This window comes from Nocardia sp. NBC_00565 (assembly GCF_036345915.1).
GTDB lineage: Bacteria > Actinomycetota > Actinomycetes > Mycobacteriales > Mycobacteriaceae > Nocardia.
In genome coordinates this window covers 5,558,604-5,582,923 of sequence record NZ_CP107785.1, presented here as the reverse complement: position 1 = coordinate 5,582,923, position 24,320 = coordinate 5,558,604, and the positions used below count along the sequence as shown (strand labels likewise).

Annotated in this window: 17 protein-coding genes and 1 pseudogene; 7 read left to right on the top strand and 11 right to left on the bottom strand. The window is 60.3% G+C overall.

Annotated features, from left to right (window positions below; genetic code table 11):
- Positions 1-121 precede the first annotated feature (121 nt).
- The 3 genes from OG874_RS26035 to OG874_RS26025 all read right to left on the bottom strand — a co-directional run bounded on the left by OG874_RS26035 (position 122) and on the right by OG874_RS26025 (position 10,402).
- Positions 122-4,510, bottom strand: coding sequence for an HsdR family type I site-specific deoxyribonuclease (locus OG874_RS26035; protein WP_330249763.1), 4,389 nt, complete (start codon positions 4,508-4,510; stop codon positions 122-124).
- Between the two features lie 10 nt (positions 4,511-4,520).
- Positions 4,521-5,018 (bottom strand): hypothetical protein, encoded by a 498-nt coding sequence (locus tag OG874_RS26030; RefSeq protein WP_330249762.1) that lies wholly within the window; start codon positions 5,016-5,018, stop codon positions 4,521-4,523.
- 329 nt (positions 5,019-5,347) lie between these two features.
- Positions 5,348-10,402, bottom strand: a complete 5,055-nt coding sequence (locus tag OG874_RS26025) for a hypothetical protein (RefSeq protein ID WP_330249761.1) — start codon at positions 10,400-10,402, stop codon at positions 5,348-5,350.
- Positions 10,403-10,828: 426 nt separating this feature from the next.
- Between OG874_RS26025 and OG874_RS26020 the strand changes: the two genes are divergently transcribed.
- Entirely contained in the window at positions 10,829-11,989 is a 1,161-nt protein-coding gene (locus OG874_RS26020) for a hypothetical protein (RefSeq protein WP_330249760.1), read from the top strand.
- A gap of 251 nt (positions 11,990-12,240) precedes the next feature.
- Here OG874_RS26020 and OG874_RS26015 read toward each other — a convergent pair whose 3' ends face one another.
- Together OG874_RS26015 and OG874_RS26010 are read right to left on the bottom strand one after the other, a co-directional pair.
- Complete coding sequence (locus OG874_RS26015) at positions 12,241-12,483, bottom strand: hypothetical protein (protein WP_330249759.1); 243 nt, start codon at positions 12,481-12,483, stop codon at positions 12,241-12,243.
- Entirely contained in the window at positions 12,428-13,324 is an 897-nt protein-coding gene (locus OG874_RS26010) for a replication-relaxation family protein (protein WP_330249758.1), read from the bottom strand. Before OG874_RS26010 ends, OG874_RS26015 begins: the two co-directional genes overlap by 56 nt.
- A gap of 681 nt (positions 13,325-14,005) precedes the next feature.
- Here OG874_RS26010 and OG874_RS26005 point away from each other — a divergent pair.
- The 4 genes from OG874_RS26005 to OG874_RS25990 all read left to right on the top strand — a co-directional run bounded on the left by OG874_RS26005 (position 14,006) and on the right by OG874_RS25990 (position 18,504).
- Positions 14,006-14,770 carry a class I SAM-dependent DNA methyltransferase gene (locus OG874_RS26005; protein ID WP_330249757.1) on the top strand — a complete coding sequence of 255 codons (765 nt, stop codon included), beginning with the start codon at positions 14,006-14,008 and terminating at the stop codon, positions 14,768-14,770.
- A gap of 1,572 nt (positions 14,771-16,342) precedes the next feature.
- Positions 16,343-16,987 (top strand): DUF1906 domain-containing protein, encoded by a 645-nt coding sequence (locus OG874_RS26000; protein ID WP_330249756.1) that lies wholly within the window; start codon positions 16,343-16,345, stop codon positions 16,985-16,987.
- Positions 16,984-17,538, top strand: a complete 555-nt coding sequence (locus tag OG874_RS25995; protein ID WP_330249755.1) for an N-acetylmuramoyl-L-alanine amidase — start codon at positions 16,984-16,986, stop codon at positions 17,536-17,538. Before OG874_RS26000 ends, OG874_RS25995 begins: the two co-directional genes overlap by 4 nt.
- A 195-nt stretch (positions 17,539-17,733) precedes the next feature.
- Positions 17,734-18,504 carry a hypothetical protein gene (locus OG874_RS25990; protein ID WP_330249754.1) on the top strand — a complete coding sequence of 257 codons (771 nt, stop codon included), beginning with the start codon at positions 17,734-17,736 and terminating at the stop codon, positions 18,502-18,504.
- A 141-nt stretch (positions 18,505-18,645) separates the two neighbouring features.
- Here the strand turns inward: OG874_RS25990 and OG874_RS25985 are convergent, their stop codons facing one another.
- The 3 genes from OG874_RS25985 to acpM all read right to left on the bottom strand — a co-directional run bounded on the left by OG874_RS25985 (position 18,646) and on the right by acpM (position 20,458).
- Positions 18,646-19,443, bottom strand: coding sequence for a hypothetical protein (locus OG874_RS25985; protein ID WP_330249753.1), 798 nt, complete (start codon positions 19,441-19,443; stop codon positions 18,646-18,648).
- Between the two features lie 224 nt (positions 19,444-19,667).
- Positions 19,668-20,111 (bottom strand): SRPBCC family protein, encoded by a 444-nt coding sequence (locus OG874_RS25980; protein WP_330249752.1) that lies wholly within the window; start codon positions 20,109-20,111, stop codon positions 19,668-19,670.
- A 41-nt stretch (positions 20,112-20,152) separates the two neighbouring features.
- Positions 20,153-20,458, bottom strand: a complete 306-nt coding sequence (gene acpM / locus OG874_RS25975) for a meromycolate extension acyl carrier protein AcpM (protein WP_330249751.1) — start codon at positions 20,456-20,458, stop codon at positions 20,153-20,155.
- On the opposite strand from acpM, the pseudogene OG874_RS44860 reads away from it, so the two are divergent.
- Positions 20,343-20,801 (top strand): annotated as a pseudogene (locus tag OG874_RS44860) (MerR family transcriptional regulator); the annotation flags it as partial. The gene acpM and the pseudogene OG874_RS44860 sit on opposite strands and share 116 nt — an antisense overlap.
- Before the next feature lie 717 nt (positions 20,802-21,518).
- On the opposite strand, the gene OG874_RS25970 reads toward OG874_RS44860, so the two are convergent.
- The 3 genes from OG874_RS25970 to OG874_RS25960 are packed head-to-tail and all read right to left on the bottom strand — an operon-like array spanning position 21,519 to position 22,865.
- Positions 21,519-22,232, bottom strand: a complete 714-nt coding sequence (locus OG874_RS25970) for a hypothetical protein (protein WP_330249750.1) — start codon at positions 22,230-22,232, stop codon at positions 21,519-21,521.
- On the bottom strand, positions 22,207-22,551 hold the full coding sequence (locus OG874_RS25965) for a PEP-utilizing enzyme (protein WP_330249749.1): 345 nt from the start codon (positions 22,549-22,551) through the stop codon (positions 22,207-22,209). The genes OG874_RS25970 and OG874_RS25965 overlap by 26 nt, the downstream gene beginning before the upstream one ends.
- 41 nt (positions 22,552-22,592) lie before the next feature.
- Positions 22,593-22,865: a hypothetical protein gene (locus tag OG874_RS25960; RefSeq protein ID WP_330249748.1), complete on the bottom strand. Its 273-nt coding sequence runs from the start codon at positions 22,863-22,865 to the stop codon at positions 22,593-22,595.
- A 310-nt stretch (positions 22,866-23,175) separates the two neighbouring features.
- Between OG874_RS25960 and OG874_RS25955 the strand changes: the two genes are divergently transcribed.
- Positions 23,176-24,045 (top strand): SDR family NAD(P)-dependent oxidoreductase, encoded by an 870-nt coding sequence (locus OG874_RS25955; protein WP_330249747.1) that lies wholly within the window; start codon positions 23,176-23,178, stop codon positions 24,043-24,045.
- Positions 24,046-24,320 lie beyond the last annotated feature (275 nt).

Genomic DNA, 24,320 nt, shown 5'->3' with positions numbered 1-24,320 from the left:
CCGATGTACGCGACCTCAGCCAGCGAGTGGGACTCCGCGTCTAGACGAAGAATGTCCTTAAACATTCGACTAGCACAGGAGTATTCAGAGCTACCGATCAACCAGCGGAATATCTACAAATTCATTGATCGATATCATTGGCAAGAGAGGTACGAACTCGGCACAGAGACTGCCATCGATACGCTGCGGTTTGGGGACTGGACAATCCACGAGATTGACGATCTCGCAATTGGACTTCTGCAGAAGCATTCTGCCCGGCAGTCTCCGTATACGACTCGACTACTTCTTGCAATTGATCAGCCAATGGGGTGTACGCGACGATCAATCCATCAGATTTATCCTCAAAGACTCGATTGATCCGACTCAATGCCTGCATAAGAGGCGCACCTCGCATAGGTCGGTCGACGTAAAGCGTGTGCAGCGACGGCGCATCGAAACCGACCGTAGTAATTTCGGTAACGATCACCAGCTCAAGGCTGTCGCGCGGGTTTTTAAATCGCAACCTGATCATATTCTGCTCGGCCGCGCTCAGGCGATATCTGAGCAGACGGCCACTATCGCGAGAGGAGGTGCTATAGAGAACTTTAACTATACCTGAGCCCGGTCGATCGTCATGCCAGTCCATACGAAGGGAAACTATTTCTGAATACAGAGATGCGCAGATCTCGCGAGTGCTGCACACCACTACCGCCTTGCCTGCAACGCCAATCACCTTAGTCATCGCTGCCGAGCGCTTTTCCCAGTGCTCGACTATATCGGACGCGAGCCGCCTGAGACGATCAGGCGCCCCATAGACAACGTTAAAGACAGGCATGTCCTCTAGCTCAATATCTTCAGGCTGTTCGACATTACTGGGAAGATTTACAGGAATTAGACGACTCTCGTAATAGATCGGCACCGTTGCTCCGTCACGCACCGCGCGACCGATATCGTAGATGTCGATATATTCACCAAACACTGCCCGCGTATCCCTGTCATTTTGATTAACAGGAGTCCCAGTGAAGGCGATCATCGTCGCATTCGGTAGGGCGTCTCGCAGATGGCGCGCATACCCATACAATTCGTTGCTATGACTGCGGTGACCCTCGTTAGCGACTACAATGATATCTTTTCGATCAGAAAGGAGCGGATGTGCAAGTCCAGCCCGAATCTCGTCTTCAGTACGACTGAATTTCTGCAGCGTAGTAAAGAGCACCCCACCCACGCGACGATTCGTCAGTTCAGTCCGTAATTCTTGTCGCGTAGATACCTGCATCGGCATATCTGGAATAAGATTGTCATCTAGGAAGATTTTAAACAGCTGATCACTGAGTATGGAACGGTCATTGATTACGACTACCGTGGGCGCCGCTAGCGCTGGATTTCTAAGCGCCTGATTTACAAACATCTCTATTGTCGTTGAAATACCAGAACCTGGAGTGTGCCAAACTACGCCCGCCCTGCCATCATTAGACATCGCCTCCACGGTTCGATTAATCGCATTCAATACTGCAAAGTACTGATGAGGTCGAGCGATACGGGACGGCTGGCCACCACCTCCTCTATCAGCAATTGAAAAGCTACAAATCAGATCGATAAGACGATGCTTGTCGAAGATCCCTCGCAAAGCGAGGCTCAACTCGGAGTCATCCCAAGCGGTGCCGGGCTGAGAAATTGGACGACCAACATCGTCAACGTTCCACGACGCAAACCTACTATAAGGTGAACCGGCTGTTCCGTAACGGGCCTGTACACCGTCGGAAACCAAAAACATCATACTGAACCGAAAAGTCGGCGGAGCGCATTCGAGATAGTGCTGGAGCTGTGAATATGCGGACTCTACGGACGAATCGGTGGCTGCAGATTTCTTCATTTCCACCACCGCCAAAGGAATCCCATTTACATATAAGACAGCATCTAGTGTATAGATTCCCTCTTGGCTCTGCACAACGACCTCACGCAAGGCGAGGAAGCTATTCGATTTTATGTCTAACCTATCCACTATATGCACCGTTGGACTGCGCTCAATACCAAATTCATCGAAATAGGTAGTTTCACGAATTCCATTTACGAGATAATCGTGAATTCGAGCATTTTCGGTTGCGAGATCTTGTGATCGAGGGGTCAGAATTAAATCCAGGACGCTGTCGGCAACGTGGGTAGGAAGATATGGGTTAAGCCGACGGATCGACGCTCTTAACAGGCTCGGAATTATCAGCTCTTCCAGAGACTCACGGCCGCTATTCTCCGTCGATACGTTCATACCAGCTTCCGGCTCCCATGAAAGGGCGCCGAAAACCTCTGCTAGAGAACTCGCTAGGTTCGGGCCTGCGCCAAGCGCCTTAGCGAGACGTCTCCGAAGGTGGAGTGTATCCGAGTGGTCGGACCCAAGCAGCCGCTCACAGTCCGCGATTGATCGCCGATAGTGAGTTATCGCGTCGTGAAGACGGCCTGCGGAGAAGTAGGCATCGGCAAGGTGCTGGCGAGACATAAGCGCGTGCAGATGGTCAGCACCGAGCAATTGTTCCTGATCGGCAAGAGTACGCTCGAAATTTTCGATGGCGTCATCGAACTTCCCCGCGGATCGATAAGCGTACGCGAGGTTATGACGCGACATCAGCGTATGCGGGTGATCGGAACCAAGTACACGGTGACGGTCCGCAAGAGTTTGTTTGAAGAGACGGATAGATTCAGCGGTTCGCCCGGCCAATTCATAGGCACCCGCGAGGTTGTCACGCGTGGCGAGCGTTTCAGGGTCGTCTGATCCAAAAACACGTTCGTTCTCAGTGACCGTCTGCTCGAACAATCGTATGGCTTCGGGCAATCGGCCCGCCGATCGGTAGGTGAATGCGAGGTCACCTCGCACTCTTAATGTTTCGGGATCTTCCGGTCCGAGAACGCTCTCATTCTCAATGAGGGTCTGTTCAAGCAGTAGAGTAGCTTCACTAAGCCGACCGGCAGATTCATACGCGAGAGCTAGATCGCTGCGAGGTGTCAATATGTCCGGGTGCCCGAGACCAAGAATCCGCTCTTTATCTGCGACTGCCCGCTCAAGTAGTTCAATCGCATCGTCGACTCGACCGGCCAGTCGATACGTGGTAGCCAAATTTTCTCGAGAGGCGAGCGTGTCTGGATGCTCTGGTCCAAGTACTCGCACATAATCAGATAGAAGCATCGAGCCAATTCGAATTGCCTCGGTTAATTCAGCAATAGCAGTAAGTTGAGATACGGTACATGCTCTCTGGTGGAGAAGCAATCTCAGGATATTGCCGTTGTCGGCGTGGGACATATGGGAATTTGCCCAAGACCAAAGCGATTCTACGTGGGATGCTGCAATTGATACACCGATCCTTCGTTTCCATACCTCCCCAGAATTTCCAATCAGTTCAGGCTGCAGGATGTCATGTGCAAAGGTTGCGATCGTAGGAACAAGGCCGGATCGTTCGGCATCCCTCTGGACCATCCGTCGGAACAAACTGTGCATCGTGACCGAGTGTTCATCGCGTGAGAAGGTAAGCGCCGATGAGTTGACGCACTGCGAGATGACACTCTTGACAGATGTAATCGCAAGGCGTGCAAGCAACTCTGTCGCAGCACCGTTCGAATCGAGTGCAGCGACAACGCCGAGGACCACTGTCGCCCCGCCGTCGATGCTCTGTGCACGAACAGTATCGAGGTTGAGCTGCAAGGCCACAGTAACGGCATCGGGATAATGCTGGCCGGCAGCCTTCTTCAACGCTTCGTCCAGGGAGTTCGGCTGGCGCAGCAGCTGAAGATACTCATCGTAGGTAAAGTGATCATTTCTAATGACCGATGCTGCCGCAGCTATAGCGAGTGGCAGATTCCCAAGTTCTTCGGCCACCGCGCTGGCGCCCGGCTGGTCTTTTATGGCGGTGCGTTGATTAAGGTATTCGATCGATTCTTCGCGGGTATACACATCAACAGGGATCAGCGGCGCCAATTCATGGAATCGATGATCGGTGCTTGTAATGACAACGCGAGTGTTGGGATCGCGAGGAAGATGCCGATGGACAAGATCCGGATCCTGAGCATTGTCAAATACGACGAGCTTTGGATCGGGAAGTTGAGCAATGCAATTCCAGAGCTGGTCGAGGGTTTTCTCTAGGTCGCCGTCAAGCTCGGATATACCGAGAAGCACAGCGGCCCGCGACAGCCCTGCCAAGATGTCCCGGGCAGTAGCAGCATTTATCCATAACACCGACCCCCCACGTTCTTGCACTTGCCGCGCATGCGCTGCAGCTACGTGCGTCTTGCCAATTCCACGCATTCCGGCCAGAGCAGCAACCAGCGCCCGGGGCGATCCTTCGAGATGCTCCTCAAGTAGACGGATAGTCTCACGACGGACGAACGCCACAGGCTCACGCGGGATTTCACCGACGACAAACCGACCGACGGTTGGTATGACAGCCCCGCGGTGCGAGCTTATGTGGAGAGCACCCACATGCCCATCGCCGTCCACATGTATCTGTACGGCATGGTCAGTGGCGCGGAAGGTGCGATCAGCGCTCACGAGTTGTACATCAGAGGTTCAGCGTTCCGATCGATGTACCTCCGGTGATGATGGCCTGCTTCGCATTGTCATAGGCCTGTGCGCTGATGTTCGTCAGCGAGTTGTGAGGAACCTTGCTGAGGAGCTCGGCCAACTCGTCCCGGAACTGTTCGTCGGTACTCGAGGCATCGACGATCCGCTGCGTGAGTATTGTCAGATTCTCCCTACTTGGCGTAATTTCGGCTGATTCCAGCATCTGAGTCACCTCATCGTCAGCATGAAACTTCTTGGCCAAAACAGCTTTGACTGCACCCCAGACGCTTTCACCAGCGTTCTGGGCCATCCCCTCGCCGAACTTCGTAGCCAGTAGCGCCGCTGCAGCAAGCCCGATCGTGATCGGTTCCATGACTGTGTGTCCCTCCGCAATCCAGTTGGGCCGCAGTCTATCAACGGCGACGAGGTTACCCCGCGGTATCGAGACGCCTACGCTGATCGGCGACGAGGGCGCTATGGGCGCGGTGAAGCTCACCTGATGAAGTCGGTGCGCTATGGCTCGCCACCGTGTGGTCGGGTGCGGTGAGAAGGCGTGTGGCTCAGGTGATCCGGCTGCTCCACGCCGACACATGACCATCGTCGATGCACGCGACCGGGAAGCCCGTGTAGTAGTTCGCGAACACGGTCTCCCCGATCGAGTTGCGCACGTAGCAGTCGGTGACTTTGGTGAGGTCATCCGAGCGACGGTAGCGCCACGCGGGTTTTAGCTGGTGGAGTATCGAACGCGACGAGTTCTGGTTCGCTTGCCGGGTCGCGGAACCGACCCAGTTGCGTACTGCCCCAAGGGAAGGTTCGACGCCGTTGTCAGACCGAATAGGGTGCGAGTTGTCGGTTGCCGGCGGCGACTAGCTGATCCACGAGCTTTTGCCAGCCGGGCAGTTGCTCACGTGCGTCCGCGTTGTGGTGCAGACCGATCAACCACTCATTCAGCACCGGGGAAGAGGGGACGCTGACTTGGTCGTTCTGTACACACAAGTCCTGGATCCATTGGAGGCCGAGTGTGATTTGCCGGCTGACTGGGAGTTGGTGGAGGAGGCTGATGAGGTCGTCGACACATTTTCGGTGTCCGCGGGCGAGTTCCACCCATCGTGGGATGACATCGATCAGATCGTCGGCCACTACCCAGTCGAAGGGTTTGGTGGCGATCTCGTTGTAGAGGCCCTCAGTCCATGCAGCTGGACGGGGCATCAGCGCTGCCAGGGCCCAGTCACCCCAGGTGTCGTCAGTGTAGGGATCGGGTGTTCCGACCGAGAGCGTGAGGGCGTGTTCAACAAGAGCCGGCCAGGCCGCCCGAACGCTTCGGCCGAGTTCCGGTGTTTCGGCTCCGACGGCTGCGAGCATGTGCAGGAAACTGGCGAGCAGGTGGGCGCTTCCCCGGAGGGCAGTGAGGTGGACAGTCAAAGGCTCGATACCGGTGGCGATCGCTCCTTGTGCGAGGGCGCGTGCTGCCACCAGTGATTGGGTTTGATTGTGGTCGACAGACCACCCTTCGTTATCCTGGGCAACCATCGCGCGCCGGTGCGCATGGAGCAGCACATCAAGTTGCGCGATTGCTTTCGCGGATACACAACTGCTGGATGCAGCAGCGGCACCGAAGCCGCGGATTGCAGCGTCGAGGGCATCGGACTCGACGGAATCGTCGTCGAGTTTGGAGAGTCGGTCGGTCAGGTCGGACGTGATGCGTATCCGGGTGCGCGTTTGCCCCTCGGAATCCCATGGCCCAATTTCGGCACCTCGTGCGGTGTCAGTCAGCCAATTGACGGCCGTGTAGTGGAAGCACGGGCTTCCATGACACGTGCTCGACCATAGGCGATCGCATCCACGTGCGAGATATAGGCGCGTCTCCATCGAGGCTTTGCTCGCCAGAGCGGACGCAGCGCGATCAATGTCGGCCACAGCGAATCCAGCAGCAGCGAGACTGTCGGAAAGTTGGGGAAGCAACAGCAGAGGAAGGGCTGTCGCCGCAGCGCGATCCGCACCCAGCGCGAAATACTGGTCCTCGTGGCTGCGATCTGCATCGTCCTCGAAGGCAGAGGTGATCGACATGACTAGTCTTAGTGTGAAGGCCATCCCGGAGCCGAACACCTGGTCAGTTCCATAGGCCGCGCACTGGATGGCTGCTGCTGCGATATGTGCGGCGGCATTGATGGGGTCGGTTGCAGCCATCGCAGGTGGTGACTTGAGTAGGTCCTCAGCTACGGCCAGGTCGGTGGAGATTTCCTCGGCCGTCGGTGGGGCGTAGTTCTCATCCGAGCGACGAAAGAAGGTCGCGTAGCGGTTCTGGAGACGCAAGAGCGTATTAGTGCGTTCCAGATCAGGTTCCCACTGTGCCTGCCACTGCGCCACGTGCTCGGGTGGTTCTACCTCGACCAGGAACTGATTACCCGATCGATACCCTTTGAACCTGTCCGCATCGAGACATGCAGCCCAACCCGATGCTTCGGTACCCATCCCGATTGCGTTCCCTTTGTCCGCGAGTTGGTGGCCGACCGCACGCAGACGGTCCTGGCTGTCCTGATCTCCGCCGAGGACCATCCGCATACAAACCTCCTTCAGGCTGCTTGTGCGACGTTCGGAATTGACTAGCTGATCTGAATCAGGGGCATGTGCACCAATGTGCTCATGAACCACCCGGCTAGAGTCCAGCGCCCAGATCATCGGCTCCGCGAGGAAGGGTTCGATAGCGTCTTGGGATACTTCGATGTGCCGGATCATGACGCCCAGCAGCAGAGCGGGAACGGCGAGGTTCTCGCAGTCCTTGAGAAGGACCTGGACTATCGCCGACATGGGCACGCCTGCATCAAGGAATTGGTCGAGCAAGCGCTCCATTGCTTGTAGTGCGCTCATGCACGGGTACGGTCCGCCGGCTGCGCCGCGATACCAATTCCACACTCCACCATCGCCTACATAGCAGCGTTCTTCACCAGAGAGGCTCATGGAATAGTTGCAGTCCCGCGTTTTTGAATCTTCGGAAGTCGTGTCCGACGTGAAGCGATAGTGATCCTCGACGCGGTAGCGCGCCGCGTGGTTGAGAATCTGGTTCAGCAACGAGGCCGAGCGGCTCAGCGAGACTCGGTTGAACAGTTGCCAGAACCCGCCAAACCAATAGGCGGCGAAGGGAGGTCCGAGTGGGGCCCATCGTCCCCAGTGCTCACGAATCCCATCCTCGCGCAGCCCTCCGCCGTCGGGTTCTAGGTCGATGTAGTAGCGCTCCATCAGAACCTGGAGCAGGCTAGTGCTGTGTTGCGCGACCGCACGCGCACTCCACGGCGAATCTGCTGCTGGCGCCAGGTGCGCGGGTGCACACTGGCTGATCTCAGTGAGAATCTGCTCTACCTGAGCGTCGATATCGGCGCCGAGCGCGGCATACAACTCCACAAGTTTCTCATCGGTCAACCTGTAGTCGAGGTATCCGCGTTGCCGACGGGCCCTGCCACGATGACCCGCCCGCTTAAGCCAACGGTTCACAGGGTCCGGCTGCTCGACACTAGAGACTTCGTTGGGAGGCTCGTAGTACTCCAGCCAGTAGTCGATCAGTTGCGCACGCATGAGCTGGCGTGTGGGATTGCCAGCTGGCGTCTCAGCAGCCACAAGCGCCTGGAGCCATGCAGCGACGAAGGAGAAGATCGGTTCCGACCGCAACCAGGATCTGTCGCGCTCGAGGAGAATACGCACCAAAGGTTCGCCACGGTCGGTGTCGACCAGACCATCGCAGGTCTGACGCTGCTCGACCACCCGAACAATGTCATGGAGCCCGTGACCCGAGTCCACAGAGGAAGTCAACGGAAGCCCTCGCAGATGCTCGTACGCGCGTGGAGACTCCAGGGCGGCTTCGACGGGTACGTCGGCCCATCTAGACCCGAATTGGGCACCGAGACCGAGGAAATCCCATTTGATGCGTTCGAAGGCGGCCGACGGACCGATACCTACCTGGAGTAGATACCACTGGCAGGCCAACTGCGCGGCCGACATCGACCATCGCGGTACGTCAGCATCCTTGAGCGATTGAGCGATCGCGCCGGAACGGAAGAGCACTAGCGCCACGGCGTACCGCCGAACCTCGTCATGAGCGAATCGGGGTTGCGGATCATAAATATTGAACGGTGCGAGCAGATGATCTCGCCGCAACGCATCGACCGCGGATGGATCGGCAAGGTTCTTGTCCGACGCGGCCGGTAAACCAAGTTCGCGCTCGGCGAGTATCAGAAGGACCCGCTCGCGTCCTTCCGACGATCCAAATGCGCTGTTCTCGTTGCGCCGGACGAGCCCGCGCCAGACGATCTCGAGACAACCCCACCCCGTCAGGGAACCGACGAGTGCGAGCCGAGACCGGACGAGCAGGTCCAACACAACCAAACGCCGCAGTAATGACCGTTGCGGCAGGTCTCTCAACAGACCGCTGAGCGAGGTCACCTTGCCAGCGACTTCAGTGATCTCCTCATCATTGAGAGGCGGTATCTCGAAGGTGCCGACAGAGTTGAACGCGGTGCTGATCTGATCCTGCACTTGGCTGACCGCTGTGTCGGCCGAGACGACGACCAGTCCAGCCTTCGCTGCACGTGCGTGGTGGATTAATTCGCCGAAGACGGCACTGCCTCGTTCGAGTACAGCGTCAGCGGCATCTACTACAACGACGCGAGCCTCGACCGACGAGTTCAGCGCATCGATGATGCCGTTTCGCATCGATGAAGAGGTTTCGCCCATCGAATCAAGCAGATATCGGAGGTTCACAACCACGGCGTCGAACCTGTCAGGGTCGTGAGACGCCAACTGTCGAACCGTCGACAGAACCAAGGCGCTTTTTCCTGTGCCGGATTCGCCTGTCACCACTAGTGCGTCACCACCCGTTCCAGCGGTCCGCAGAGCATCACCGAGTTCGGCCGCGAGAACGGCGCGCTCGACTCGAATAGGTGGCGTGTCATCAGTCGCTACGCCGATGGTCGACCGAACTGAGCGGTAGGCATAGCTCTCCGCGTCGTCCAAGGCCGCCTGAAGTCGATTCGACGATCGAGCGTGGTCGCCGAGAAGAGTGCGGAGGTGGCGTCGAGCGACTCTCTCGTCGACCTCTACCCCCAGTAGGTCCCACTTCGCGCACAGAGCGAAGAGACGATCTCGCACATGAACACCCGAATACGGCGGAGATACGATCCGGTCTAGCGCATTGGCTATAGCAGACCAATCCGACTCATTGGAGACTTCAACTTTGAACTGGAGGACCCAAAGGCGCCTGAGCATTCGCCACGTGAGCAATCGGATTTCCAGTTCAGGCAAGGGTGAGGGCCTGCTGGCTTTGATGAGGTCCGAGAGATGTCGGTATCGGTTCCGCAGAGGCTCACTCCTACGACCGGGAGTGTGCACCTGCCGATAGAAGGATTCCTCGTCATCGAGATTGTGACGTGCCAGGACCGCGAGTTCCTGGACCTGGCTATATGGATCAGTCCAATCGGCGACTGCAACCGCAATCCGGATCAGGTCCTCGTCACCTGCGTTCTGTACTTCGCGAACCAAAGATGCAACGAGCTCTCGGGTTTTCGCGTGGCTGCGCACAAAACTTGGTGATCGTCGCGCGGCCACCAGCATCCGGACCTCGTCCGTATCGGACCTACCGACTATCAGCAGGTCATCGACATGCCTGCCGGAAACCTGAAAATGGACCTGAGTTACGGGCAATCCATCGATCTCAAGATGCCCCTCTCCCAGGAGCATCCGGGCGACATACGTGGCGGCGACATAATGGGCAAACGTCGAGCCCCCGCCCCCGCCGGCGTATGGGCTAATCACCTTCGCTTGCTCGACACTCTTCCCACCATCGACGGGCACAGAGTCTTCCGGCTCCGAACCGCCTATCGAATCAACCACGTAGCCCCAACCCCTCTGCGTCGCTTCGCATCAGGCAAGAAGCCTGCATGCACAGTCTGGCAACGAGCAGGCGACTCTAACAGGTCGCTGAGCGGCGGGGCTATCAACCTCCGAAAGCTCGGGCGTCGGGATCGCGTCTGGACTCAGGCGGAATCACATTGTGGGTGCTGGGCGGACGCCCCAGTCCGCCGCGCCGCGCGATTTGGTCAGCGCGGCATGATGTGGACGCGACGTCTCGTGTTGCCAGCGAGCTTGTTCGACCAATTCATCGGGACGCCACTGGTCTGTCTTGCCCCGAGTGGCAGATCAGGTGGACACCCACTGCCAGCTGCGTGGCTGCTCGTGTGGTCCGTCCGACCCGACTGACCGCCATGCCTGTGCTGCTGCTGGAAAGTGGTGTGGCAATTTGTGGGGATGGATGCATGGGTGGGCGCCGTCGAGCACGCGGATTTGTACAGTTCCGCGAAGTCGTTGATCGGGATCCTTCGAAACCTCACCAGCAGACTTGTGCGCGGCGAGACGCACTACGAATGGCACGGCGTCATGGCCGATCGGTGTCGGTCCCTCGCGCTGTACTTGGCTTCGGCGGTCGCGGACACCGAAAATGACGCTTACGCACCAGCGTTGGGCACCCTCCGCTCGTCGCTGGAACACGTCTACCTCGACAAGCTGATCTTTCAGGGCACACAGTTCGTGCAGATATTCGAGAATGTCGACGAGACGACGTGGCAAGGGTGGGAGAGGGCGCGAAAGGCCGGTGAAGGCTGGGAGGATGTCCTCCACTGGAAGTGGAGCAAAGGCAACGTCCGCGCCACGATCAAAGGTCCGACTACCAAGGACGACGCGGGTATGAAGCAGCCGGTCGGTATCGGCTTCGTCTACTTTCTGCTCGGCGAGTATTCCCCCTACATAGGCCCCCCGGCCGAGCAGATTCACTTCGATGATGGGTTGACCGACCTCTCGGTGCGGGAGGCCACTGCGGGGTATCACAGGCAGTTGCACACCACGTACTTGCGATGGTTGAGCATCAAAGCGAGCCTGGAGGCAGACGATCTTGTCGATGCTGAGGCGCTACGCATGATCGATGTCCACAACCGGTTTCTGAGCGCGTTCGTACACCCCAACACGAACGTGACAGAGTTGCTGTACGGCAGGAACACCTGGACATGGCCCACCTATGATCACTACAGCAGCGAGCTGATCCTGTTGTACGTCAACATCTTCGCGGTGGAGGAGTTGCGGTCGTTCCACGCGATGACACAGCGCGCACCTACAGTGGAAATCTCTGACTGGGACGACATCGAGCAGCTGTGTCAACAGGCGTGGAGCCTCAGCTCTCACATGTGGTTCCCCGGCCAGGCCCCGCATGACTTCGATCGCTTTCAGGAGGCGAACCGCCGCGTCTTCGCCACAAAGAAAGCGGCTGATCAATCGTCTGCGCGGCCGGAGGATCTGACGAGCACGGAAATCGGCTACTACATCAACCCTCTGCGGCGATTGATCGAAATGCATGCCCACTGCCGTGAGTACATGACGGGCTTCGTTTACCAATCCCGGTGGCCGCGCGAGAATGTCCACCTCAGATAGTCTGGGGAGTCGTTATGGTCGGCTGCGGCGACCTGGCTGCGACCGATGTGAATAGGCCCTGAGGGTTGGTGACGCCCAGCGAAGGTTCCGCTCTCATGGCGCACCTCGTCGTTTGGGCCAAGGGAATCGACACATTCCGGGCATGGAGCTCACTTTCCACGTCCATACTCAGCCGGTTGGAGATTCCATCGTCAGCCCCGTTGCCGTTGCCGCGAAGACTGCGGCTTAGCCGAGTTGGTCGATGTCAGTCGCTATCGGTCAGGGATTTCGATCTCATTGTCGTCATCGAGCGCGGGGTTCTCGGGTTCCTCGCCGTAGTCGATGATGTTGGCCGTGGCCAGGGTTCGCCGGTTACGGTCCAGCGCGAGGATCCGGGAGATACTCGGGTCGTAGGGGTCAAAGGCGGCTTCGTTGTATGGCTGTGCAGCGCCAGCGCGGTCAGCGATGCGAGGGCCGCGTTCGGGCAGGTCTGCTAACCCGAGCCGCTCGGTCATGGTGCTGCTGAGTCGAGGTGAGTAGGGACCAGACCGGGCCTGCGGAGCCGTCGGGATGGGTGTGGTCACGGGCGGTGGTAGCGATCACGAGACCAGGCTCGTAACCGTCCAGTGCCTTGTGGAGCGCGGCGCGTGCTGCGGTTTCGCGGCGGGTCGAGTGCAGGGAGAACAGCAGAATGCCGAAGTCGTCGGTCGGGAAGCTGTGGTAGAAGTCGAGTTTGCGGGTGAGGGTGGTCAACGATTCTGTGCCAGTGTCGAATTCGAGGAAGAACCGCACCGCGCGATCTTGCCGCTGCCAGCAGCCATACCCGTCCGGACGCAGCCGGACTCGTTCTCCGGAGTATTTGCAGAGCTGAAAGAACTCACTGCACTGCCGCTCCGACCACCACTGTGTCAGTCTCTCGGCTTGTTCCAGGCGTGGGGTGTCGTGGTGGCGGGTGGGGTTGCGGTGAGCGGCCAAAGCGCAGAAGAAGTCGTTCACGCCGAGACGATGTTCGAGGGTCGGTGAGCAGGCCAGGCGCTCGAGCATCAAGGCGTGAGCGCCAGGGGCGGGTGGTTTCTCGGCGCGTTGGGCGGCGATCAGTCGTGCACCGAGATAGCCGAGGGCATGGCGGGTTTGGCTGGTGCCGCCGCTGTAGAGGGATTTGCGGAAGGCGAAGAGCATGCCCATCTCGCGGAGTTTGCGCAGCCGGTCCTGTGCGCGGCGGACGGAGGCGAATTCGAGTGCGGCGATCTGGTCAGTGGTGAGGACCTTGTGTTCGGCAAGGAGACAGAGAAGACGTCGGTCGCGGTCGAGGAGGCGGAACCAGGGACCTGCGTCAGGGTGCCCACCTCGGTGCACGCACCGTCCGCCGCGCGGCCCTACGGGAGAATATGTATGAGTATTGGTATTCATTCTGGATTTCGCGCCCGTACCTCGAATGTGTGCCCGACCGGCCCGGACGCCGTTAGCGTGTTCGGCGTTTGGGGTGGCGGCTATAGGACGCCGAGCACCCGCCACCCCATCCGCGCTACCAAACGCCACCCCATCCGCAGCCCGATCGTCATGGCCGTTCATCGGGCATCACCGCCGACCGGTTGCCGGGAACCAACCGCCCGAATCATGATGTCCGGCCCATCCACCAGCACCGCCCGGTTCGTATGCTGGTCCGTTAGGTCCACAAAACATCAGGTCAGGCTCGGTTTTCAACCGGGCCTGACCTGTTTTGTTTGACCCAACCCCACGGAAACCCCGCGGTTTGCATTCTGGTTTGTATCGGGCTCTTCGGATGGGCCGGTGGGTGTGGTGATCCAGGGCATCCGAAAGCGCACAGCCGAGTTTCGGTGCGCCCGATCAGCGGCATTTTGGCGCGTTCGCTGGTGGGTGTCGTGACGTTCGAGCTGCGCGGGTCGCAGAGGTCCGGATGATCTGGAACCCGCGTGGGTGGTCAATTCGTCCTGGGACCAACCGATTTCGCGGTGAGAGGCTGTGGGCGCGGTATAACGACTTGATCGGTGTGCCGGTGCTGGGCAGGCTTTGCCGGTGGCGAACAGTTCTGAGGATCTGCGTTTGTGGGATGCGGCCGCCGACAGCTATACCGCGACGGTGTCGGGTCCTGTCGACAGCTTCTATCGGCGGATTCGTGGGTTCTTGTGGTCTCAGCTGGGTCCGGTCGCCGATCTCGATGTCTTGGACCTGGGGTGTGGGCACGGTTGGCTGGCCGAACAGATACGACAGGCCGGAGCCCGCGTCACCGGCATCGACGGCAGCGAGGCTCTGTTGACCACCGCGCGATCGCACTATCCCGAAATCGACTTCCACCAACACGATCTCACGCTCGGCCTGCCCGACCCGGCCCGCCGATACGACAGGATCGTCGCGCACATGGTTCTCATGGACGTGCCCGTTCTGGACCGCCTGCTCACCGACGTCGCGGCCGTGTTGCGGGACGGAGGCGTGTTCGTCTTCTCGATCCTGCATCCGGCCTTCTTCAGCCGCGACATCGTCGACGAAGGACCCGCGGGAGAGCGCTACCGCAAAGTCGCCGGTTACCTGGAGCACGAAACACGGTGGATCGAATCCTTCGGTGGGCACCGTCATTACCACCGCCCGCTGTCGTGGTACGCCGAGCAACTGACCGCCCACGGTCTGGTGATCACCGGAATCCACGAACCACCATCCCTGCCGCACAACGACATTCCAGGCACCGAGTGGACTGAATATCAGAAATGGTTCAGCACCATCCCCACCATGCTCGCCATGTCGTGCAGCCCATCTGATCGAACAACGAAACAGCAGCGAGGCTGACTGTGAGATGCGCTGCGGGCCCGCCACCCACCACCAGCGGGCCGTGCATCGGTCGAACCCAGCCACCACCGAACGCGCTCAACTCGGCAAAGTAGTGCTTGTTGAGATAACAACCTCGCGGGCGTTCGTTGGGCTACTTCTCTACAGTCGTCTGCCGCGTGTTCGTCGATCGCGGGTGGGGCGTCGTCCGCGTGGAAGCTGACGCTCGTGCCGGTTGTGCCGTCTGCCGCGATGGGAAGCAGATCGGTGATCGGGATGCCGTACTCGTAGTCCTGTGTCCAGGCCGCCATGCTGGCGGCGAGTGGTGTGTACCAGCCCGGGACTGAGGGCTGCGCCGACCGATATTCCACGGCGGGAGTAGCCATCGGGGCGGGGGTGGGTATCGGGAGTGTCGAAGAATCGTAGATCCTTTGACGCCATGATCGGTTTCTTGACAGTGTCACCGGCAGCGTCGACGCGGGTGTCGGTACCTCGGCCGTCGTTGGTGACCGATATCGAGCCGTCGGTGTGCCGGACGATTGTGCATCGTCCACCGCCGTTGTATTCGGCTTCCGCGGCCTCGTAGGCAACGGCTTCCAGTATCGGGTGTTGTACACCGCCGGGTGCGTAAGTCGAGGGACTCTGGCGGATGCGTTGCAGGTGGTCGAGGTGCACGCTGCTCGCCCAGTCGTGGGTGGTGTTTCGCCACCCGGCTCGGGTCTCGTCCACACGAAAAGCCTCTCATTCTGGAGAAAGCAGCAGACCCCTTGTCACGAATGGTATTCGGCAGGAGCGAGCATTGGCTCCGATGCCAGATGCGTTGTCGGACAGGTGATGAGATCCTGCTGATGGAACGCTCGTGTCGTGGCAGGACAGTGTGTTGAATAACCGCAGCGCGACGCCGGTTATCCGAAGTCAGGGTCATTCCGACAGTCCGGCGCGGCGCGGTCCGGAATTGGCGATATTCGAAGTCCCATGCACTGCTGACGTGGGGTATTTCGACGCGAATGCATCGGACTTCGAACATCAGCTGTCTCGAACTCCTGTGCACTACAGGTGGTTTCGGCTCGCGCTCGTGTTCACGACGCTGCGGCGCTGCGAAGGGGGACTGTCAGTGATCTGGACAGACCCTGCGGCTGGTTGCGCAGTCCATCGCAGGTGCACCACGCCCGACCTGAGTGAAGAGCGTTGTGCTGATGCAAGTTTGGTGATTGCGCCGCGAACCCTTGATGTGCGTTGTATGCTGCCGGGCGGAGCGTAGGTACGTCGGAGGGGGCGGAACAAGGTGCGGATTTGCTTCGAATTGTCTTGCGTCCCTGTCTGATCCGTTCGACACGCGCGTGGATCGGCAGCCGAGCTCGCGGCTCGGCAGCACCTGTGGATCCGGGATAACCCGCCGTTCAACGGTTGGTGCCGTCAACCCTGTTGATCCGCTCGTCCGCTGATCAATTGCGCGCTGTCATCCGGATTGCCACTCTTTGCGTGATCACTCGAGTCGCCGGAACATGTGGAAGGACAATACATTTTGCGTAATCAACGCTGCTTCTGTGCGCAATCCGCGGGCTGCAGTCGTCGGGCGTCCGGAGGACTGTCGTGACTCAGCTGATCGACTTCTCGGCGGCACTTATCGAGCCCGCCGACATCAGGGCCGCTGGTTTCGCCGGAGTGGTCGGATACTTCTCCGAGTCGCGTCCAGGTATCAACTTCGGTGCCAAGCCGCTACGCCGTGACTACTGTGATCGGCTGCGCGATGCGGGACTGGAGATCGTCACCAACTATCAATACGGCAAGGGCGAGACCGCGGACTGGCGCGGCGGCTACGACGGCGGTGCCCGGCACGCGGAAACCGCACTGCGCCTGCACTCCGAGGCCGGCGGACCCGGTTATCGTCCGCTGTATGCCCCGGTTGACGACAACCCGAGCCTGGAGGACTGGAACAACCTCATCGCCCCGTTCCTGCGCGGCTGGGCGTCGGTCGTCGGCCTCGAATGGACAGGCGTCTACTGCAACGCCCGCTGCATCGATTGGGCGCTGGAAGATGGTGTGGCGCGGTGGTTCTGGCAACACAACTGGTCCGGTGATCCGTCCATCAATGGAGATCATCCGCAGGCACATCTGCATCAGATCGAGATCGACCAGCGCCCGGTGGATGGCGTCGGCGTCGATGTGAACGAGGCTCTGAAGGACGACTACGGACAGTGGTCGGCTGCTCGGCAACCAGGAGGGGACAAAGCATGACCATGATGACATCGCCGATGAACAAGGAAGAAGATCAGACCGGCGTCAGCCCGAACTATGAATCCCGCAACGGCGCGCCGATCCTCTGGTTCCTGTTGCACACGCAGGAGGGAGACGGCGACGCCCAGTCGCTGGCGAACTACCTGCAGAACCCTAACTCCGGGGTGTCCTACCATTACACGGTCGACAACTCCGGCACGGTGATCGGTGTGGTTGATACGGATCTGGCGTCGTGGTCGGTGCTCAGCGGCAACCCGCAATCGATCAACCTCTGCTTCGCAGGCTCGCGGGTCGCGTGGACCCGCGACGAATGGTTCTCGAATATGCAGCGCGGCATCGACTGTGCGGTCTGGATCGCGGTGCAGGACTGCCGCAAGTACGGGATTCCCATCCGCACCATCTCACCGGAAGAGCTCGGGAACGACCAGGCCGGGATCGCCGATCACAATGCCTACACGATCGGCAAGCACAACGGTTCGCACACCGACGTGGGCCCGAACTTCCCGTGGGACTATCTGCACTCCAAACTGAGCGAGTATTCCGGCTCCTGACAGGGCTGGATCGGCACCGAACCAGCCATTGCAACAAGCAGCTACTCGGTCGTGTGGGCTCATGCTCGGAACGCTGCCCCCGGCCGCGGGCGGGCCGACCCGAGAAAGGGTGATTTCGGGGGGTTTCGAATATCGCATAGGCGGACGATGCTTACTCCTGTGATCACCAAATTGTCTCTGCCGCACTGTCGCTCGGTGATCGGCATTTCACTGGTGGCCGTGCCACTGGCAGTGGCCTGCGGGACGGCCGAGAAAAACCATCCGTCGGCTGCCACATCGGCGGTCTCGTCGCGGGGTGCGGCGTCCTCGTCACCGGGTGACGCTGCGCCGACCAGCGAGAATGCGTCGTCAACTCCGATTCGATTCGATTATCAGCCCCTGTGGCCGTTCGGGAGTGCCAAGGATGCGGCGACGTGGCAGCAGGCCTACCGCGCGGACGGGCAGCAGCCGTGGCATCTCGCTGCCGATCAGGTCGCCCAGATGTTCACGCGCGACTATCTCGGCTACAGGAATGTCGACAAGATCGTGAAAACCGATGTCCGAGACGACGAGGCGCGGGTGAGCGTCGGATTCGACAACCCCAACCGCACGACCGCCACCGCGGCCGTGGTGCATTTGGCACGCTTCGGGAGGGGTACGGACGCCCCGTGGGAAGTGGTGGGCACCGAGGACACCACGCTCACCCTCACCACGCCGAGCTACGGGTCGGCGATCACCTCGCCGCTGACCGTCGGTGGCCGCATCACCGGCGCGGACGAAAGCCTGCGCGTGCAGGTCCGCCGCAGCGATCTGTCACAACCTGCGGGTGAGGTATCTGGAATACCTGCAGGCGGCACCAATTCCCCGTGGACAGCAACGGTTCCGCTGACCGACGCCTGCCCCGGCACGCTCACGATCGCCGTCGCAACGAGCGGCCACACGGCAACGGTTGAACGCTTCGCCGTCACCGGCGCACACTGCAGCTAGTGCTCTGTTCCTCTATGGGTGGGAGAATTAGCTAAATTAAAGATCTTTCGGTAGTTCGGTGGGTCGTTGTGGTCGGGTTGTGCTGCGGTGCAGGACAATCCCTGGGTGTCTGAGCGAGTGCCGTTGTCGGTAGCCAGCGTTTCATCCTCGTACGGTCGCGACCCGTGCTGGTTCTGGGTAGTCGTTGAGATAGTCTGTGCCCCAGGGAAATCCGAGGACGATTACGAAGTCACCGTCGCCGAACTCGGCGACGAGATGTTTCCAGTTGCGTACGAGGTACTCCACGGCCGCCCAGGACGAGTCGCCGCGCACACCGACGCAGAAGAAGTTGACTGCATCCTCTCCGATGCGGTTCACCCTTTCGATAATCGCGACGTTCTTGCGAGCTTTGATGTGCTGCACGTCATCCCCGTCGAGGCGGATCGATACGTTGACTTCCTCGTCCGGAGCGTAGGCCGGTTGCGTCGAACCGAGTTCTCCGACCAGAGTGGCTTTGACCAGCCGATTCTCAAGACTGTACCGGCGGATGGAGTTGCGTGCGCCGCTCCCGACGACGATGCAGCTATCTGACAACTGCGTCCCGATTGTGGTGTGCGGACTGACGTCGACCAGGTAGCGGATCGGACGTCGTAGCCAGATCCCGTCGACCAGCCCGCGGGCCAGTTCCGGAAGACGCAGAGGCGCGGCGCCAAAGAGTTTGTTGATACTCTGCGTCGCTTGAAACTCGTGGAATGCCAACGTCATTCGCGGTCTGCCATCTGCGCGTGGTCCAGCGACATTGGATAGATAGACCTGGATCCGGCGTCCGTTGCCCAGTCCGAAGAACTTGACGATCCGCCGTTCGACTGTGCGGCCGCCGACGAGAAACCCCAGACCCAGGAGTAGCCAAAAAGCCACGTTAGCAACGAGGTTGGTGGCCACGGCCAGCACGAACGACACGAACAGATCGTATGCGAATACCAATCAGTGAGTAGCAGAAGCACATTGGACAGCACCTCTGCTTCGTCCACTCGTGTCGTGCGTCAAATTGTCGGCTTGCTCCCGCTGGTAGAGGTGTTGGCAATCGACCTGGGTGAAGTGACATCCTCGACCACGCGGTATCGCCGATCTCCGTGCATTCTGCGGGACAGTCAGGGTGCGTCGGCACAATCTGCGTACTCAGGTTAGTGGTGGATCACCTCACCGAGCCGCGGCAGGACGAGTCGTTTCCAACTGCGCTCAGTAGCGTTGCGCACCATCTTCTGTCGACGATCTTCGATGTCGAAACCTGTCTGCGTCAACAGAAGTCGTGTGCCACGACCCTGCGGCTGCAGCGTCCAGTCGACAATCCACCGGGCGGGATGCTCAGCCTGCGGATACATCCAGCTGTAGGTCAGCTGCTTGCACGGCCGGGCCGCCAGCACCTCGCAGATGATCTCGTTGATCGATGAGTCCGGGATGGTGAATCGGAAGTGGGTTCCGACCGAGGCGGCGAACCCGGTCGGTCGAAGCAGCCATCGCTCCAGCAGATCTGGCTCCGTCAATGCGCGCCATACAGCATCTGGTGGCTGTCGGAAGAAGCTGCCGAGCTCAACTGCGGCGGGATTCAACTGTGGATCAGCAATCACCGGCTCACCACCTCAACGAGGGCGAGATTGCGCAGGGCTGCTCAATTCGCCTGGCCTTCCTTGTATTTCGCTTCCATTTCCGCGGCGAGTTGCGGCTGCTCGGCCTCCATCTTCTGGACGTAGGCGACCGCATCGCCGACGGTTCGCAGGCTCGCCAGGTCCTCGTCGGGGATCTTCACCTCGTACTTGTCCTCCAACTGCACGGCGATCTCCACCAGCGACAGCGAGTCGATGTCCAGATCGTCGACGAACGACTTCTCGAGCACCACCTCTGCAGCGTCGATGCCGGTCACCTCCTCGACGATCTCCGCGATGCCGGCGACGATTTCTTGCTGCGTGGTAGCCACGAATCACCCTTTCCTCGGTGCAATCACCTATCCGCATCGGCCGGAGGCCCTGTGCCTCGGTGGGGTCGAGCGGCAGTCCCAGTACGCTAAGAGCTCCAGTGGGGTGGAGGTGCAACAGGTTGTGACAGACGACACACAAGCGAGCGTGCTGGTGAGCATCGGGGAGTTGGCGCGCAGCACTGGGCTCGCGGTGCGAACGATCCGGTTCTACTGCGACGAAGGCATTTTGGAATCCCAGCGCAGCGCAGGCGGGCATCGGATGTTCGACGCCGACAGTGCCACCGAACGACTGCTATTGGTGCGGCGGTTGCGCGCGCTCGGTCTCGGGCTGAGTTCGATCATCGATGTGCTGCACGGCGAACGGTCGATCGCCGAAGTCATCGCCACCGAAAGTGCGCGACTCGATATCGAATTCACGTCGCTAGCGTGGCGGCGGGCGTCACTGCGGGCCATCGAGACGGCTACCCCGACGCAGCGGGCCGAGCGGCTCGCGTTGCTGGCCGCCGCGCAGGACGGTGGCGTCGTGCACGATTGCCTCGTCGGGTTCTGGCGGCGCATCCTCGCACCGATACCCCGGCGCGACATCGACATGTGGGTGTACTGGAATGTCCCGGAGCCGCCTGCTGATCCGTCCATCGACGAGGTCGTCGCGTATGCCGAGTTGGCTGCTCTTGTCGCCGATTCAGACATGAATGGTGCTGTACGACAGCAATACTGGCGAAATCAGTCGGAACTGATCCGCGACTGTCGCGGACTATACATCGACGTGGACGACGTGTTGAGGGACGTGGTGCCACTCGTATCGGAAGGCGTGCGACCGCACGCCGGAAGCGAACTCGATCGGTTCGTCAACGCCCATGCTCACGCGCGAGGGGAACATGATTCCCCGCGTTTCCGCGAGCAGTTGCTGATCGACGCAACCGATTCCGACCACCGGATTCACCATTACTGGGCTCTGACAGAACAGTTCTTCGGAACTCGTGTCACTGTCGGACCAGCCCACGACTGGTTGTACAACGCGCTGGCTCACTCCACCACGTGCGGGGCTGCGAGACCCTGCCTAGGGGCCGGAGTTGAGTGCCCTATCGATCCCCAGCGTGGCAATCAGATCTTCGTGCAGTTCGAACCAAACTCGGTGGGCGGAATCGTGTTTGGTGCCGGTAACCATCTCGGAATTGTCGGCGGCCAGGCAGACGGCGGCGGCGAAACGGGTGTCGTAACCGGAGAACCGGGCGAGTCGTTCGGTGAGCTGAATCGTTAGCGGAACCAATTCCTCTGCGAGGCTTTCCAGTTCGGCCAGGATCCGCCGGTCCCGCTGCGCGTCCCTGTGGTCGTTGTCCTGAATGCTGCCGTCGGGCAGGATGGTCAGCTGCCAGGTCGTGCAGGCCTGCACCAACCGTGCGTTGAGCGGGAGAAACATGCGATAGACGTCTTCCACCAACGCTTTTGCCCCACACGCGGAAAGCTCGTCGGCGAGTAGCCGCTCGTTCTCCGCGCGCCCACTCTCGGTGAGCGACCACCCTGCATCCGCCCCGAAACGGAAGCGGCTGATCCAGCCACAAGCCCGGAAGTCCCGCACGTGCGACTCGGCGAGGCCGACAGGCATTCCGTATCTGTCGGCCACCGCCTGCGTATCAACGAACCCGCCGAGGCGGATTGCGTGCAACGCGAGCAACGAACTGTATGAAACGTGCGGCATCCCGGGCCTTTCCCTTCTGTGTTGAGCAGCCATGCCTGGTGAAGCGACATCAACGTTGGGTTGAGCGAACGGCATGAACGTGTCCGTTTGTCCCATCGACCGAGATCGTCCGATGATTCGCTAGGGCCTTCATGGCACCCTTGGCCGCCACCACGGCTGGGATCCCGTACTCGCGGGCGACGATTGCCGCATGGGAGAGAATTCCCCCGGTTTCGGTCACCACCGCGGCGGCAACGCCGAAAAGCACTGTCCACGACGGATCCGTCGCGCGACAGACGATGACATCGCCCGGCCGAACCGCGTCGAAGTCGTCAACACTGTGCACCAGCCGGACCGGACCGGCGACAACACCACGGCTGGCCGGGGCGCCGGTGACAATCGGTGCTTCTGGCATCTTGGTTTCTCCTGTCCGCCGCGCCACCACGATTCGGCCCGTCACCGCCGCGTGGTAGCCGCATGGCGCTCTGCGACGCGGGTCGCGAATCGTTGCTGCGCGGCCTGCCTGGAGACACCGAGGTGGGCGCCGATCTCCACCCAGGGCATGCCTGCGTGCCGGGCTTGGTCCACGAAATAGTCGAGCAGCTGATCGGCCAGCTGCAACCAGTGCGCAGCGTGAATCACCGCTGCCGCCAACTGATCCAGGCTGCTATCGGGGTGGGCCCGCTCGATCGCGGCGATCACGTCGCGCAGTGGCACCTGTCGATCCATGCGTCAACCATAGGTTGACGATCGCGTCCTCGTCAACTATTAGTTGACGGCATGGCGATAGTTCGTGGATGGTCGCAGAGCTGGTCGAATGTTGTGGCTGATGAGGCTGGTGTGAATGAGTTCGCCTGTTGCGCGTGCCTGCGGGTCGTGGTCGACGAGACGATCGTCGGCGAGGTAGAGACGACGTAAGCGGTTGTGCCTGGTAGCACCGGAACGGTGAACCCTTCACTGACGATCAGCGCGCTGGCCGAGCGCAATATCGAACAGATCATTCGTTGTGGGGGTTAGCCGAGCGATAGAGTCGAGAGCTGTGAACGAGACTCCGGTCACGAACCGTGAGCGGTCGCTCGCTGAACGGATGGCGGTCCGGCTGCTGTACCCGACATCCCGGCCTACCGCGGAGTCATTGCGGGCGGCCGTCGACGGCAGGGTCGTGTTGGTGACCGGGGCCTCGCACGGGGTCGGCAAGGCCAGTGCGCGGAAGCTGGCCGCGGCAGGCGCGGTGATGTTGCTGGTGGCGCGTTCTCGGCCCGAACTGGAACTGCTGGCCGGCGACATCGCGGCCGACGGCGGCGCAGCCCATGCCTACGCGACCGACCTGACCGACATGGATGCCGTCGAGCTGCTCGGCCGGAAGCTGCTGGCCGAGTACGGGCACATCGATGTCGTGATCAGCAATGCGGGAAAGTCGATTCGACGGCCCATCGCCGAGTCCTACGACCGCTTCCACGATTTCACCCGCACCATCGACATCAACTATCTCGGCCCGGTGCGGCTGCTGCTAACTCTGCTGCCGGATATGCGTGCACGCAAGCAGGGGCATATCGTGAACGTCTCCACTGCGGGCGTGCTCCTGCCGTCGAGTCCGCGCTGGTCGGCCTACGGTGCCTCGAAAGCGGCCTTCGACGTCTGGCTGCACAGCGTCGCCGCCGAGATCGCCGGCGACGATGTCACCACCACCTCGGTCTACTTGCCACTGGTCCATACCAGAATGAGCGCCCCCACCGACTTTCGCCGCATCCCCGGTCTGACCGTCGACGAGGCCTCCGACCTCATCGCGCACGCTGTCACCGCCAAACCCCGCGACGTGGCCCCGTGGTGGGCAGTCCGGGTGCAAGCCTGGTCCGCCGTCCACCGCGACCAGGTCCAGCGCTTCCTGGAACATAGGTTCCAGCGCTGACGACCGGAGCGGAAGTGCAGTCCGGGCTGGTTAACGCTGAAGATCTCGGCGGTCGCGGTCTGTTGCGGCACTCGTAGGCATCGCGTCGCCGTTACTTTTCCACGACATTCTTATGGCAAAAGTATAGCCATTGTATAAAATCGGACGAAATGGACCATCCGACCTGTCTGTCGGAGCCTTGGGTCGACTCCCGATTCCAGCGGCCGGGACCGTGGGATTCACGATCCGAAGGAGTCGGGCCGTCATCGCCGAATGTAGTACTATTACATGCGAAT